Here is a 13577-nt window from a genome sequence, read left to right as displayed (position 1 = left end):
GCGATGGATTTGACCCGCAAGCTCTTCGCCCTTCCCTGGATCTGGTCCTTCATCGGCGCCGGCCTCGTCTATGCCGCGACCATCCTCGCTACTGGCGGCGGTGGCGCGGCCGGCATGCTCGACGCAGCCTTCTCGCTGGCGGTATTCACCATCGTGGTCGGGATCGGACAGATGTTCGTCATCACGCTTGGTCCCGGCAATGTCGACCTGTCGCTGCCGGCCAATATCGGCCTGGCCAGCGCCGTTGCGATGAAAGTGATGGGGGGCTCGGATGCCATGATCCCGCTCGGCCTGTGCGCCGCGCTCGCCTGCGGCACCGCCATCGGCGCGATCAACTATCTCCTGATCGCAGCCTTGCGCATCCCCCCGATCATCTCCACCCTCTCGGCCAGCTTCGTCATCCAATCCGTCGACATCAGCTATGGCCGCGGCCTGCAGATCAAGCCGCCGCCCGCCTTCGCCGCCTTCACGGATCTGCGCCTCGCCGGCCTGCCCCTCTTCGTGCTTGTCGCGATGCTCGCCAGCATCGGCATCGCCGTGCTGCTGCACCGCTCGATCTTCGGCTACAGCGTCACCGCCATCGGCCAGAACCAGCGGGCCGCCTGGCTCGCGGGCATACCGGTCGCCACCATCCGCTGTCTCACCTACATGCTCTGCGGCGGCCTGGGCGGCCTCAACGGTGCCTTGCTGGCCGGTTATTTTCGCGGTTCCTCGGTCGACATCGGCAACGAGTATCTGCTTGCCTCCATCGCGGTAGTGGTGATCGGCGGCACCGCCGTGGGCGGCGGCCAGGCGAGCGTCGCAGGCGTATGGGGGGCATCATTGTTCCTGGTGTTTCTGCAGATCATGCTCAACACGCTTGGCGCCGATGCGGGGATGCGTCTGATGGTGACCGGGCTCGTCATCGTCGCCGTGATCGCTGTTGCCGGCGGTCAGGCCAGCACCGGTCCACGGCGCTGAAGAGACATGTGCGCTCCCAGCACCTTATCGCGTTGTCCACCGTTGGCCCGCGGCGCCCTCTGGTCAGGAACGGGTGTCCTGGCTTCGACCACCGCGAGGAAGGGTTCCGAATTGTCGAGCGGCACGAAGCCGAGCTGGCTGGTTCTGCAGTTGTCGACGATCTTGACTGTATTGTCGGAAATGCCGGACCAGATGACGTGACCGGCGCGCGGCGTAGCCCCCCGGACACTCCTACCGAAAAGCTGGCGAGGCAATCGCTTGGCTCACCACGCCGCCGGCGCGGCGAAAAGGCCTGCCGTCCACGCGTTGCACCGGCACCAGCGTCACGGATTTCTCGGCCGCGCGTAGAGGCGCCAGGGCTTCGGCGCCAACCGCGTCATCGGTGATGATCTCGTCGATCTCCGAGACTTCGCAAAGGGTGCAGAAGCTCGGTGAGGTAAATTTGGAGCTGTCGACAAGCAGGATCTTGCGTCCTGCCGAGGCAATCATGGCTCGCTTCAACGAGGCCACTTCCAGCGACGCCTCGGTCAAGAGGGTGCCGGTAACGGCCGATGCCCCCATGAGACAAAGATCGGCGTGCAGCGTGCGAATGAAGCTCTCCCCCGGCTCTCCGGCAAGGTGCCTGTAGCCGGCACGGATGCTCCCACCGGGCATGATCGTCCGCCAGGACCGGATGTCGGCGGCAAAATCGGCGATCTCAAGACTATTTGTCACGATCGTCAGGGGAAGGTCGCGCTCGGCCGCCGCCCGCACAGCCTCCATCACCGTCGAGGAACTGTCCAGGATGACGCTGTGTCCGGCGCTCAGCCGTGATGCAGCCTCCCGCCCGATTGCCAATTTCTCGGCGCGCTGCAGCTGGGCATTGAGCGAATTCTCGCGCTCGAAGGTTGCGCGCGCCGGCTGAACCAGGTGGGCGCCGCCATGGGTTCTCTCAAGGTACCCCTTTTCCATCAAATATTCGAGATCGCGCCGTGCGGTGGATTGGGATCCACCCGTCGCATCAGCCAATTCCTGTACGCTGGCTGCACCATTCGCCCGCAGATGCTCCAGGATGATCGCCCTGCGCTTTGCAGGAACCATGTCCACTCGTTTGCTCGCTGATTCCATGGCTCCACCTTGGTTATCCCTGCTGCCTTCCGACAAGCGCGCAAGCCTGCAGGCTTTCCGCTGCCACCATCAGATCGCGTACCCGCAATCTGCGATCAGATCGGATCCGGTCATCGTACCTGATCCTTCAATTTCTATCATTATCGGTCAACCGAGCAATCGAGCCCCCGCCAACGATATCGCCGTCTTTAGTGGAAACGCAATAATCTGGATCATTTGATCTGCCTTGCGTGTTTTTATCGCCATTTGATCATAATTTTCCGAAGATGGGCAAAACACACAATCAAGAACGGAAATCGCCGCAAATCCGAGCTGCCTCCTGAGAGAAGGAAATGTCGGCGAATTTTGCTCCAAACCATTGAAAGAAATTGAAGGATACGGTCGCCCTCAAGAGCTCCAACGCGACGCTCACTCAATCTCTCTGCGCTAATTAGATAGAGATTGACAGAATTTGGAATTTTGCTTTTATGGCGAGCAAGCCAGAGCTATGCCCTCCAACGAGGTTCATCCGGTGTCAACCAGACTTGATCAGAAACTGGCAAATCGTCGCGCTGACTGCGACAAGAGCAGTGATGTCGGCACGGCTGCATATGACACTGGCCTTGACCGACGCTACGAGCCGCGACGCCGATGGATCGGCCAGCCACCGACACTGCAACGCCTTCGTTCCCTTGTCTTGATGCGACCATAGCGAGGGAGGTTTACGCGCAAATACAGCGCAGCGCGTGCGCACCATAAATATAAAAATATCCAGGAGGAGGAGACGTTATGCGACGCAGAGCATTTCTTGGCACAAGCATGCTTGTGCTTGCCTTGTCGACCGTGTCGGCGTTTGCGCAACAAAAGGAAGTCACGGTGTGGTCCTGGTTCATCCAGAGCACCATGCAAAAGTCCATCGACGCCTTCGAGAAGGCGCATCCGGGCGTCAAGGTAACCTATACCTACTATAATTACTCGCCGGAATACATAACGGCGCTCAAGGCGGCGGCTGCCTCCAACAGCCTGCCTGACGTCATTGGCCTGCAGCCGGGTTCCCTGACCCAGCAATATCGCGACAATCTTGCCCCGGTCGACGAGCTCGCGGCAAAGACGTGGGGCAAGGACTGGAAGGACAAGGTCTTCGCCGTCAATCGCAAGCAGATGCAGATGGGCAATCCGGCGGGAGACAGCAATACCTATATTGTCCCTCAGGAATCACAGGTTCTTTGCGTTTGGTACAACAGAAAGCTCTTTGAAAAGCTGAAGATCGCTGTGCCCAAGACCTATGCCGATCTGAAGGCAGCTTCGAAGGCTCTCACCGATGGCGGCTACATCCCGATGTTCCAGGGGGCTGCCGATGGTTGGCAGAACGAGAACGTCTTTCTGATGCTTGCCAACCAATTCTCGCCAGGGATCGTCGACAAGGCCCAGGCCGGCCAGGCCCCCTGGTCGGCACCGGAACTGGTCTCTGCGATGAAGGCCTGGAAGGGCTTGTTCGATGACGGCATCTTCCAGCAGGGCGCCCTGGGGGCGCATGCCTATCCCACCGGTGCCCAGCTATTCGCGCAGGGTCGCGTCGGCATGATGGCACTGGGTTCGTGGTGGATGCAGGAAAGCAAGTTTCCGCCGCCGCTTTCCGAATATGTCCAGAACATGGATGGCTTCGACTATTTCTATCTCCCGCCTGTCAAGGATGGCGGCTCCGCAAGCCCGCCGATCGGCGGCATCGACATCGGCTATGGCCTGACAAAGAACGGCGCGAAGAATCCCGAGGCCTGGACCTTCCTCTCCGAGCTGACCAATGGCGTCGGCCTGCAGCAGGCGTTGAACGACCTCAACGACCTGCCGGCTTTCGAGGGGCACGAACCCAAGGGCGACATCACCGATCACGTCAAGCAGATGTCGGCTCGGTTTATGGCCGATCTGCCAAAGGCCGAGAACCAGCGTTTCGCTTCGCCCGCCGTCGCCGAGGCGTTGGACAATGCGCTCGCTGGCGTTGCGGATGGCAGCGTGCAGCCGGAGGCGGCATTGGCCTCCGTGCAGGCTGCGACGGACAAGGCGCTCGGCAAGTAACCCGGCACGTGAGAAGCCCAGAGGACCGGGTGCGGTGCACCCGGTCCTTCCCGGAGAAGAAGACATGGCAGTAGGAACCGGGATGGCTGGACATGCGATCGCGACGACGAAATCTTCCTCCTCGAGGAAGGCTCTGGGTCGCTACGGCTTCGTGATCCCGGCAGTGGCGTTGTTCGTCGTCTTCATCGCCTATCCGATCCTCTGGGTTCTGGGCCAGAGTTTCTATACCAAGGATGCGGCTGGCGTGCCTTCGCTGAGCCTGTCGGCGAACTACATCGGCGTCCTGCGCGACCCGACATTCTGGGTGGTCGTCCGCAACATGACGCTCTGGGCCGTGATCACCATCCCGGTGCAGATGCTGATCGGCGGCCTGCTCGCCTATTTCATCGAACGCCATACAAATCGATTGCGCGGCTTTTTCCGCACGATGTTCTTCCTGCCCGTGGTGACGTCGGTTTCCGTCGTCAGCCTCGTCTGGGTCCAGATCTATGCGCCTTACTATGGCATCGCCCAGGAATATCTGAAGCATGTCGGGATCGTGATGTCGACCTCGCCCATCGGCGATGCCAAGACCGCGATCTATGCCCTCATCATCGTGAATATCTGGCAGTGGACCGGGTTTTCGATGCTGATGTACATCGCCGGCATTGCGAACATGCCGAGCGAAATCCTCGATGCGGCCCGTATCGACGGCGCCAGCGGCTGGCGCCTGGCCGTGAATGTCGTGATACCGATGCTCGCGCCGGCGACCAAGTCGCTGTTGTTGCTCGGCATCATCGGTACGCTGCAAACCTTCCCGATCGTCCATCTGATGACCGGCGGCGGGCCCAACCACGCCAGCGAAGTCTTCGGCACCTACATCTTCAAGCAGAGCTTCGTCCTCAACGACAGCGGAGGCGGAGCGGCGCTCTCGGTTATCGTCCTGCTGCTCGCTCTGGTGCTTTCCCTGATCCAGATCGTCCTCCTCGGCGCCCGCCTCACGCCTGCGCAGAAGGAGGGATGATGAACAGCCTCACGCGCAACCAGGTCCGCTCGTTTGTCATCCACCTCGTACTGTTCATCGTACTGGCGCTCTGGATGGTTCCACAGATCTACATGCTCTCGATCGGGCTGCGGACGCCTGCCCAGGCCTTCGACCCCTCTCTCGTCACCTGGCCCGTCACCTTCGACAATTTCGTGACGGTGATCCGGGACAATCCTCTCAGCAGGATCTTCCTGAACAGCCTCATCGTCACGGTTGCGACCGTGGCGATCGTGGTGGCGATCTCTTCGCTTTTTGCGTTCGCCTGCGCGGTACTGCGCCTGAGAGGGACTATCTTCATCTATACTGCCCTTTTGACCACGCTGATGGTGCCCCTCGCCTCGCTGGTTCTGCCCCTTGCAATCCTTTTGAAGAATTTCGGCTGGATCAACACCTATATCGGCCTGATCATGCCCTATGCCGCGCTTGGCGTGCCCTTTGCCATGGTGATCCTCAAGGCCTTCATGGAGGACTCGCCGCAGGAACTCTTCGAAGCGGCGCGCGTCGACGGGTGCACCCCCTGGCAGACCTATTGGCACGTGGCCCTGCCACTGGTGCGCCCGGCCCTGGTCTTCGTGACCATCTGGCAATTCATCGTGACCTGGAACGAATTCTTCCTGGCCCTGATCGTCCTGACCAAGGCCGAGATGAAAACGCTCACCATCGTTCCGATGCAGTATTCCGGCCTCTACATGGCCAATCCGGGCGCCTTGTTCGCGATCCTCACCTTGATCGCGCTCCCCCTGATCTTCCTCTACGTGCTGGTACAGCGAGCCTTTGTCCGAGGTCTGCTGGCTGGCGCGGTGAAAGGCTGAGGCATGGCCACGCTATCGATCGACAACATCACCAAGCGGTTCGGAAACTACTCGGTCATACCGGAACTTTCGCTAACCATACCCGATGGGGAGTTCTGCGTGCTGGTCGGGCCCTCGGGTTGCGGGAAATCAACCCTGTTGCGGATCATCGCCGGGCTCGAGCCGATCTCCTCGGGCCGGATCCTCATCGACGGCGCCGACATGAGTGCGGCCGAGCCGACGGAGCGCGGCGTGGCGATGGTCTTCCAGTCCTATGCGCTCTACCCGCACATGGATGTCAGCCGGAACATCGGCTTCGGGTTGGAAATCGCCCGCACGCCGCGCAGCGAGATCTCGGACCGGGTCGCGACGGTGGCGGATAAACTGCGCCTGTCCACCTATCTTCGCCGCAGGCCACGGGAGCTCTCGGGCGGCCAACGCCAGCGCGTGGCGATAGGGCGCGCAATTACGCGCAAGCCCAAGCTCTTCCTCCTGGACGAGCCTCTGTCGAACCTCGATGCGGCGTTGCGTGTCGGCATGCGGCTCGAGATCGCCCGGCTCAAGGCCGAACTCGCATCCACCATGATCTACGTCACCCATGACCAGGTCGAGGCCATGACTTTGGCCGACCGCATCGTGGTGATGAATGCCGGCCGCATCGAACAGGTGGGCCCACCGCTGGAGCTCTATGAGAAGCCAGCCAATCTCTTCGTCGCCGGTTTCATCGGCTCACCTGCCATGAACCTGCTGAAAGGCAGGGTCGAAACCCTCGACGGCGGACACATATCCATTGGGTTGGAAATCGGGGGCCATGTGCGCGTCTCCCCGGCCACGGGCTTGAAGCCCGGAGACCAGGTAACCTTGGGCATCAGGCCGGAGCATGTGACCTATTCCCTCGACGGGGGGCCTGCCGATTACGTCGGCCAGGCCCACATGGTCGAGATGTTGGGCAGCGACACCTTCATTCATCTGCGCTGCAACGACGAATCCCTGGTGATCCGCGACAGTGCCGGCCGCCGCGCCCGGGCGGGGGATCAGGTTGCTTTGTCCTTCCCCAGGCAGGCCTGCCATTTGTTCAACGCGGAAGGCCTGCGCGTTTCGCAGGCGAACTGACGAACCGGCTTCGGGCTGCCTATGACACCGCGCAGACACCTCGGACACCACAAAGACTTGCAAAGGAGACGACAAATGACCGACTTCAACGGGCGCACCATTCTGGTCACGGGCGGCAGCGGTGGCATCGGAGGCGCCACTGTACGCCATCTCGTCAAGGCCAATGCCAAGGTCATCGCGAGCGGACGATCGCAAAGTGCGCTGGACGCCATCGCGGAGGAAACAGGCTGCCGCACCCTGGCGTTCGATCTTGCATCCGAAGAGGAGATCCGAAACGCGCTGGAAGGGCTCGACCTGTGGGGCGTCGTGAATTGCGGCGGCTTCGGCGGGGAGATCGCCACCCCGATGGACACCGATATCGCTATTTTCGACAAGGTGATCAGCATCAACGCCCGTGGGGCCCTGATCGTCACCAAATATGCCACCCAGTCGATGGTTCGGCTCGGCAAAGGCGGCGCGATCGTCAACGTTTCCAGCCAGGCGGCCCTGGTGGCTCTCGACGGTCACATCTCCTATGGCTCATCCAAAGCAGCGCTCGACAACATCACACGTGTCTCGGCGCTCGAGCTCGGCAAATACAATATTCGCGTCAACAGCGTGAACCCGACCGTGGTCATGACGCCGATATCATCGGGACATTGGAGCCAGCCCCACGTCGCCGAGCCCTTCCTGAAGAACATGCCGCTGGGGCGTTGGGCGACGGAGGATGAGATTGCCGCCCCCATCGTGTTCCTGCTGAGCGATGCGGCATCGATGATCACCGGCGTCTCGCTTCCCATCGACGGCGGCTACACCTGCAGATAGGCTGGAAGAGATCGTACAAATGAGCGCGAGGGCCAGCCACGCTGTTGCCACGTCAAAGTCTTGCCAACGTGACACTGCCCCCGCACTCATCGAATTCCACCACCGGCTCTGCCGGATGGTGCCGTCAGCAGGTCCGGGCCACCGCAATCTGCACGGAACCGGAATAACCCTGGCCGATGGAACCCGTGTAGCAGACCGGCGAGGTCAGGGTGTAGTTGCCAGCCTCGATCTGGCCATCGGCCCAGACGTCGCCGACAACGATCCCGCCAGGATGCTGATGCGTCGAAAACTGGGCGATCAGATCGTCTGCGGTCGGGCCGGCGGACGGGTCATAGAGCGTGAAGGTGATCGCCTGCCCCTTGATATTGCTAAGGCACTGTCCCAGCAGCAACACGGTACTGTAAGGCGCCAGTACGGTGTTGGCCGGCGAGAGCAGCGAGCCTTCCGTGCAGTCCGCCACGATCGTCAGCATGTTGGGCGTGAGATTGGTGATCGCGACCGCCAGAATGTCGAAAGGAGGAGCACCGGCCGGTTCATAGACGGCCTTAGGTAGCCCCCAGCCATTATTGCCGGCGAAGAAGTCATTTTGCGGAACGCCTGCGCCCCAGATGACATCCATGGCCTGGCTGGACGGATAGGTGCCATAGTCGTTCGCGTCGGCAATCCAATAGCAAACACTGCTTCCATCGGGCTGGGACGATGCGTATTTGCCGTAGCTCGGAGCATCGCCATATTGGCCGGCAAAGCCCGATCCGCTCCCATTGCTGGTTGAGTATTGATAGATGCGGAATTTGGCCTGCAACAGCATCTGCATCACCGAGGCGACGTAGCTCGGCTTGGCCTGCTTGACGAGTTCCGCGGTGGTGAGAGGCGGCCACGCCAGCCCATTGGGGGCAAACGATATGCCCAATTTGGCTGCCGCCTGGAGCTTGGTCCAATCGGTGAGGATCGTCGTTGCCATATCCCCGACGGTCGTCAGAAGGGCCTCAAGGGAATCGCTGAGCTGGCCCGCAAGTTGGGCGGCAGTGACCTGGAACGGACTTGCGGTAATGCTTTGCGTACTGACATCGCTCGCGGCCACGGCAACATTCACCGCGCTTTGGATGATATTGGCCGCCACCGCGGTCGCCGGGTCCGCCGAAAGTACGGTGTACACGATCGAGGAGAGGATGTTGATGATGACGCCCCAGACCCCCGTGGTCTGATCGTCCCCTGTCTCGAAACCGGCCAGGGCAATGAGTTCGGACAGCAGGTCGCTCTGGTCCGCGAAGAGGGCGTTGTGGAAGGTGCTATAATTGTTGAACAGGTTGTGCACGACAATGACGGCGGTCATCTCACGATTGAGCTGCTCGACGACGGGCTTCCAGACGTCAGGCTGGAAGGAGTCGAATTTCATCCCGAGTACGCTGGTTTGATAGCTGCCGATGGCAGCATTCAAATTGGTGTACTGCTCGCGCAAGGTCGAAGGCGCGAGGTTCAGCCGCTGGTTGATCTCGGCATAGACTTGTTGCTGCTCCGTCGTGAAAACCGGAAAGGACGGGTTTGCCGGGGGCAGCGCGATGATCGCCTGTAGTGGATTGGCCGGCATCACGAACCATTGCTGCGCCTGCGCACCGGTGAGCGATTGCGGTTGCACGGAGATGCCGTCGCTGGCGACACCGAGGGCCAGAGCCGCATCCAAGGCGGTGATGGCCACGGCCTCCAGCGCGCTGCTGAGGACCCAGATCTGCGCACCCGCCGGGGGCATGGTCTGGATGGCGAGGGCCAGGCTGGCCGTGCCGTCGCCGGCTGTCTGCAAGGTCAGCACCTGGCCTCCCAGCAGGCCGCTGAGCAAGCGGCCGTCCGGGGTGAGCTGCCACATCTGCGAAGGCGCTGCCGTCTGCGGCGGGGTGAGCGTCAGGCCGCCGCTGCCTGCGGTGAGGACCAGGGGCGCCTGCCCTTGCTCGGACAGGCTGTACTGGATGTAGCTCCAGTTCGACTTGGGCCAGACCTGGCTGTCATTCGTATAGGTTGCCCATAGCACCGCGAGCTGGGCGGAGTAGAGCACCAGGTTGCCGTCATTCTGCACGGTCAAATTGGCCGCCGGCTGGCCGACCGTGCCGGAAGACCAGACGGGGGACCCGTTGCCGTCATAGACGACCAGGTTGCCGTCCGTCTGGACGGAAAAGGTCTTGCCGCCATTGGCATCGGTGCCGGTCCACCACAGCGCGAAGCCGGTAAAGCTCCCGCCACTCTCGGGAGGTGTGCCGATCACCTGGTACAGCACGAGATTGCCGTCCGTCTGCATGGTCAGCAGATAGGTATTGGCTGTGCTGATGACCCATTGACCTGCGGTCAGGGTGGTCCCGACCGGAATATTGCCGCCGGAGACCTCGACCTGGTCGCCGACTGTCACAGGAACGTAGCCCATTTCTTGCTCCTTATGGCCGGGAGGGAGGTTGAGTGGGCGAAAATTTGCCGCACCGCACCGTCCAACGGAGTCACCTCAATGCCCCCGGCGGCTGTCGACTGATTATTGGAAGGTCAGGACCGGGCATGGTTGTGCCGACCGCTGACAAATTCCACACGCTGCGTCGCGGTGGATGAACAACAACATCCCCAATAAATCTTCAGATGACTATTACCCAAAGGGGTATGATTGCATCGAAATTCAGATTTACCGTTGCAAATTACTAAAGATAATAAGTTCTTCAATCGGTGAAATGACGCGAAAACTGGGATCGTACCCCAGATTTTTCCGCAAGATCCCATAGGCAAGGACAGGGACGGCAAGCTCGATACCGATGCCCGACACATCCAAGAAGCGGAGCCAGGTCTGCAGACACTTCCCCCGCTCATCGACCCATGTTCTGATATGTCTGCTGTCAGGATGACAGCTATTCCGATCGTCCCGACCGACATGAGGGTGCAAACCGGCCATCACCGTTCAGGCAAGATGGTCAAGCGTAAACATGCTTTCGTTGTCACCTCGACTTCTCGAAATGCGGCGTTGCGGCGTTCGCCGGGCCGGCACGCCTTTGACAGCCTCTCAATCTGCCAGCATGTAGTCCGCCACGCTGTAGCAATGGCTCGCCTGGTAGGCGTTCCGACCTCGGTTCATATGCGTCAGGTTGAAGGTCCGAATGGCACGCAAGATGCGGCCGTTCGCGAGGAACTGGCGTACCGAGACGGAGCCGCGCACATTGATGCCGAACATGTCCGCACCGCGCGGGAAGAAATAACTGACGTCCTCCGGCGCCGCGACGCTTTGCTCGAGAAAGGGCTCGTCGACCTGGCTCGGCGTGGCGGAACGATCTTTGGTGAAATCCGAAAGATACACGATGAACCTGGCGCGGACATCCTCACCCTGGGCATAGAGTGTAAAAAGCTCCATCCAGCTCGCATTGACGCGTATCAGCGGTTTATCGGAGGTCGACGGCAGACAGGAAACCGACCAGTAGTAACGCTCGGTCTGGCGCAGGATCGGAATACAGTTTGGGCCGTATAGCTTTAGAATCTCCAGCACTTCCTTTGCCTGGGGACGGCAAAGCAGCTTTGCAAATCGAGCGGCATATTTGAACCGATGCTCCAGGGACTCCGAGCGATCGGCTATGTCCGGTAAATCGATCTTGCCCTTTATCCATTCGCGCTGCTGCTCAAGCTCGAGGAATTGCCGCAAGCCAGTGGTTCGCGGGCGAGGCGTCATGCCCATGTCAAGCGCCCTGTGACATTCGCATGCTCGGCATCAACCGGCTCCTATGTTTCCGCCAGGGCGGTTTCAAGTCCAAGCACCGCACCTGATTCACCCCCGAATGATACGTCGCAGACGAAGAATTGAGAACATCTCCGCCGCGACGAGGAGAAACCGCATCATCATGCCCCGGCAGGGGCACTGAAATGCCATGGGAAGTCCTAGCGACTTCCCATGGCTCGCTGAAAGCAAAAGGGCTTCACTCGATGTCATCGGTGCTTGGAGCGCCTATCCTTCGGAAGACAGGAAAGCTCGCGTCGAAACAGCCGATACTTTCTGCCGCAACTTCACCTTGTTGCCCTCGACGGTGGAGACTTGAGACATGTCGAGAAAGGGCTTCCGGGGATCCAGCATGTCATGGCTGCTCAACTTGATCCGGGTGCCTTCCACTTTTTCGACGATACCGACATGTTGGTCATTGGCATCGACGACTTCCATATTTTCTCGGATATCCATCATGGGGTGCCGCTCGCGTTGAAAACGAGCACCTAACCACCAGGCAGATGCGAAGTTCCTCGAGCATCGCGCAGAGGCGACATCGACTGGCCCGTCGAAACCCAGACCAACTGGCTTCCGCCGGCTGCCGGGCCGCAGCATGAAACAATCCTTGTCCAGGCTCGTTCTCCTTCAGAAGAGGTTTTTCGCATGCGTCCCGAACGCACGCCATCCCGCCGCCACGACTCCCCCTCTCCCCGCGGGACTGCGCCGGCAGCGGCGGAAGGGCCAATATGGAGGATGGCATGGGCTGGATAGGCAAATGGAAAAATCAGTATGGCTCGATCCTCACCGTGACCGAAGATGCAGAAGGCCGGATCATCGGTACTTTCAAGACGGCACTCCTCGATAGCGGTTTCTACGGCACCGAAATCGCGGTCTGCGGCATTCATCTGGGACAGTGCATCAGCTTTGCCTTTACGGCGTCGACCGCTGGCGGGGACCTTTTGTGTTCCTATAGCGGATTGTTGCGGGACGACCGCCTCCACACGGTCTGGCACGTCATCTCCGCCGGCCGGCTCGATCCGGACGCCCGCATCACCGAGCGCCCCTGGCCGCATGCGGTGACGACGAATGCCGACACCTTCGTTCGGGAGGCCGGATGAACCCGAGGTGAAGACCGGTCGCGACAGAGTGCAAAAAAAGGCGCCCTGGCATGAAAGTGCCCGCCTCCAGGAGAAAACCCCATGGCTTCTCGTCCGTTCTGGAAAGGTTACCTCAAGCTCTCGCTGGTCACCTGCCCTGTGGCGCTGACACCGGCGACCTCGGAAAGCGAGAAGGTCCGTTTCCATACGCTCAACCGGGCAACCGGCAATCGCATCGTCAGCCAATATGTCGATGCGGTCACCGGCAAGCGCGTCGACGAGGAGGACGAGATCAAGGGCTATCAGCGCGGCGAGGACGATTATGTCATGCTCGAGGAGGACGAGATCGAAGCCGTCGCCCTGGAGAGCACCCGCACCATCGACATCGATCTGTTCACCCCGCATGACGACATCGAATGGATCTGGCTCGACAAGCCGCATTATCTCACGCCCGACGATCCCGTCGGCGAGGAGGCTTTCGCGGTCATTCGCGACGCCATGACCACCACGAAGACGGTCGGCATCGCCCGCCTGGTGATGTATCGGCGCGAACGCGCGGTGATGCTGGAGCCCCGCGGCAAGGGCATTGTCGTATGGACCCTGCGTTTCGGCGACGAGGTCCGTGACCCCCGCGCCTATTTCGGTGATCTCGGCGATCTCAGCCCTGATCGCCCCACGATGCAGCTCATGCAAAAACTGATCGACGGGCGTACCAAACACTGGAACCGGGACATGGTTCGCGACCCGGTGCAGGAGCGCCTTCTCGAGATTATCGCCGCCAAGAAGAAAGGACGGCGTCGGTCGGCGGCCCCGCGCAAGAGCGAGCAGCCCGGCAAGGTCGTCAGTATCATGGATGCCCTGCGCAAGAGCCTGGCGCGCGAGGCGCGGCGCTGATTCCAGCAGGTACGGCGCTCGCC

Annotated in this window: 13 protein-coding genes; 8 read left to right on the top strand and 5 right to left on the bottom strand. The window is 60.8% G+C overall.

The annotated features are described in order from the left end of the window. Positions 1–3: 3 nt before the first annotated feature. Positions 4–960 (top strand): ABC transporter permease, encoded by a 957-nt coding sequence (locus tag ABXS05_RS26085; RefSeq protein WP_367625872.1) that lies wholly within the window; start codon positions 4–6, stop codon positions 958–960. On the opposite strand, the gene ABXS05_RS26080 is transcribed toward ABXS05_RS26085, so the two are convergent. Beyond that, positions 933–1214 carry a hypothetical protein gene (locus ABXS05_RS26080; RefSeq protein ID WP_311939443.1) on the bottom strand — a complete coding sequence of 94 codons (282 nt, stop codon included), beginning with the start codon at positions 1212–1214 and terminating at the stop codon, positions 933–935. The genes ABXS05_RS26085 and ABXS05_RS26080 overlap by 28 nt on opposite strands. Further along, on the bottom strand, positions 1192–2067 hold the full coding sequence (locus ABXS05_RS26075; RefSeq protein ID WP_367625871.1) for a DeoR/GlpR family DNA-binding transcription regulator: 876 nt from the start codon (positions 2065–2067) through the stop codon (positions 1192–1194). Before ABXS05_RS26075 ends, ABXS05_RS26080 begins: the two co-directional genes overlap by 23 nt. Positions 2068–2835: 768 nt before the next feature. On the opposite strand from ABXS05_RS26075, the gene ABXS05_RS26070 reads away from it, so the two are divergent. The 5 genes from ABXS05_RS26070 to ABXS05_RS26050 all read left to right on the top strand — a co-directional run bounded on the left by ABXS05_RS26070 (position 2836) and on the right by ABXS05_RS26050 (position 7851). Beyond that, positions 2836–4119 (top strand): ABC transporter substrate-binding protein, encoded by a 1284-nt coding sequence (locus ABXS05_RS26070; RefSeq protein WP_311939446.1) that lies wholly within the window; start codon positions 2836–2838, stop codon positions 4117–4119. A 64-nt stretch (positions 4120–4183) separates the two neighbouring features. Next, on the top strand, positions 4184–5122 hold the full coding sequence (locus ABXS05_RS26065; RefSeq protein ID WP_367625870.1) for a carbohydrate ABC transporter permease: 939 nt from the start codon (positions 4184–4186) through the stop codon (positions 5120–5122). Beyond that, complete coding sequence (locus ABXS05_RS26060; RefSeq protein WP_367625869.1) at positions 5122–5955, top strand: carbohydrate ABC transporter permease; 834 nt, start codon at positions 5122–5124, stop codon at positions 5953–5955. The genes ABXS05_RS26065 and ABXS05_RS26060 overlap by 1 nt, the downstream gene beginning before the upstream one ends. A 3-nt stretch (positions 5956–5958) precedes the next feature. Next, complete coding sequence (locus tag ABXS05_RS26055) at positions 5959–7047, top strand: ABC transporter ATP-binding protein (protein ID WP_367625868.1); 1089 nt, start codon at positions 5959–5961, stop codon at positions 7045–7047. A 75-nt stretch (positions 7048–7122) separates the two neighbouring features. Then, complete coding sequence (locus ABXS05_RS26050; protein ID WP_068290123.1) at positions 7123–7851, top strand: SDR family oxidoreductase; 729 nt, start codon at positions 7123–7125, stop codon at positions 7849–7851. A gap of 124 nt (positions 7852–7975) precedes the next feature. Here ABXS05_RS26050 and ABXS05_RS26045 read toward each other — a convergent pair whose 3' ends face one another. The 3 genes from ABXS05_RS26045 to ABXS05_RS26035 form a co-directional block, all read right to left on the bottom strand. After that, positions 7976–10261, bottom strand: coding sequence for a hypothetical protein (locus tag ABXS05_RS26045; RefSeq protein WP_367625867.1), 2286 nt, complete (start codon positions 10259–10261; stop codon positions 7976–7978). 618 nt (positions 10262–10879) lie between these two features. After that, positions 10880–11542 (bottom strand): hypothetical protein, encoded by a 663-nt coding sequence (locus ABXS05_RS26040; protein WP_367625866.1) that lies wholly within the window; start codon positions 11540–11542, stop codon positions 10880–10882. A gap of 267 nt (positions 11543–11809) precedes the next feature. After that, positions 11810–12178: a DUF2171 domain-containing protein gene (locus ABXS05_RS26035; protein WP_367625865.1), complete on the bottom strand. Its 369-nt coding sequence runs from the start codon at positions 12176–12178 to the stop codon at positions 11810–11812. A gap of 131 nt (positions 12179–12309) precedes the next feature. Between ABXS05_RS26035 and ABXS05_RS26030 the strand changes: the two genes are divergently transcribed. Together ABXS05_RS26030 and ku are read left to right on the top strand one after the other, a co-directional pair. Continuing rightward, on the top strand, positions 12310–12681 hold the full coding sequence (locus ABXS05_RS26030) for an avidin/streptavidin family protein (RefSeq protein WP_367625864.1): 372 nt from the start codon (positions 12310–12312) through the stop codon (positions 12679–12681). Positions 12682–12762: 81 nt separating this feature from the next. Further along, positions 12763–13554, top strand: a complete 792-nt coding sequence (ku, locus tag ABXS05_RS26025) for a non-homologous end joining protein Ku (RefSeq protein ID WP_367625863.1) — start codon at positions 12763–12765, stop codon at positions 13552–13554. The last annotated feature ends 23 nt before the right edge of the window (positions 13555–13577 follow it).

It is taken from the genome of Labrys neptuniae (genome assembly GCF_040797145.1).
Lineage (GTDB): Bacteria > Pseudomonadota > Alphaproteobacteria > Rhizobiales > Labraceae > Labrys > Labrys neptuniae.
The sequence above is the reverse complement of the archived record's forward strand: the minus strand, read 5'-3'. Positions and strand labels throughout refer to the sequence as shown.

Excerpts from the sequence above, each read along its gene's own strand:
- ABXS05_RS26085 (WP_367625872.1), top strand. The coding sequence starts at position 4 with ATGGATTTGACCCGCAAGCTCTTCGCCCTTCCCTGGATCTGGTCCTTC.
- ABXS05_RS26075 (WP_367625871.1), bottom strand. The coding sequence starts at position 2,067 with ATGGAATCAGCGAGCAAACGAGTGGACATGGTTCCTGCAAAGCGCAGG.
- ABXS05_RS26070 (WP_311939446.1), top strand. The coding sequence starts at position 2,836 with ATGCGACGCAGAGCATTTCTTGGCACAAGCATGCTTGTGCTTGCCTTG.
- ABXS05_RS26065 (WP_367625870.1), top strand. The coding sequence starts at position 4,184 with ATGGCAGTAGGAACCGGGATGGCTGGACATGCGATCGCGACGACGAAA.
- ABXS05_RS26060 (WP_367625869.1), top strand. The coding sequence starts at position 5,122 with ATGAACAGCCTCACGCGCAACCAGGTCCGCTCGTTTGTCATCCACCTC.
- ABXS05_RS26055 (WP_367625868.1), top strand. The coding sequence starts at position 5,959 with ATGGCCACGCTATCGATCGACAACATCACCAAGCGGTTCGGAAACTAC.
- ABXS05_RS26050 (WP_068290123.1), top strand. The coding sequence starts at position 7,123 with ATGACCGACTTCAACGGGCGCACCATTCTGGTCACGGGCGGCAGCGGT.
- ABXS05_RS26045 (WP_367625867.1), bottom strand. The coding sequence starts at position 10,261 with ATGGGCTACGTTCCTGTGACAGTCGGCGACCAGGTCGAGGTCTCCGGC.
- ABXS05_RS26040 (WP_367625866.1), bottom strand. The coding sequence starts at position 11,542 with ATGGGCATGACGCCTCGCCCGCGAACCACTGGCTTGCGGCAATTCCTC.
- ABXS05_RS26035 (WP_367625865.1), bottom strand. The coding sequence starts at position 12,178 with ATGCTGCGGCCCGGCAGCCGGCGGAAGCCAGTTGGTCTGGGTTTCGAC.
- ABXS05_RS26030 (WP_367625864.1), top strand. The coding sequence starts at position 12,310 with ATGGAGGATGGCATGGGCTGGATAGGCAAATGGAAAAATCAGTATGGC.
- ku (WP_367625863.1), top strand. The coding sequence starts at position 12,763 with ATGGCTTCTCGTCCGTTCTGGAAAGGTTACCTCAAGCTCTCGCTGGTC.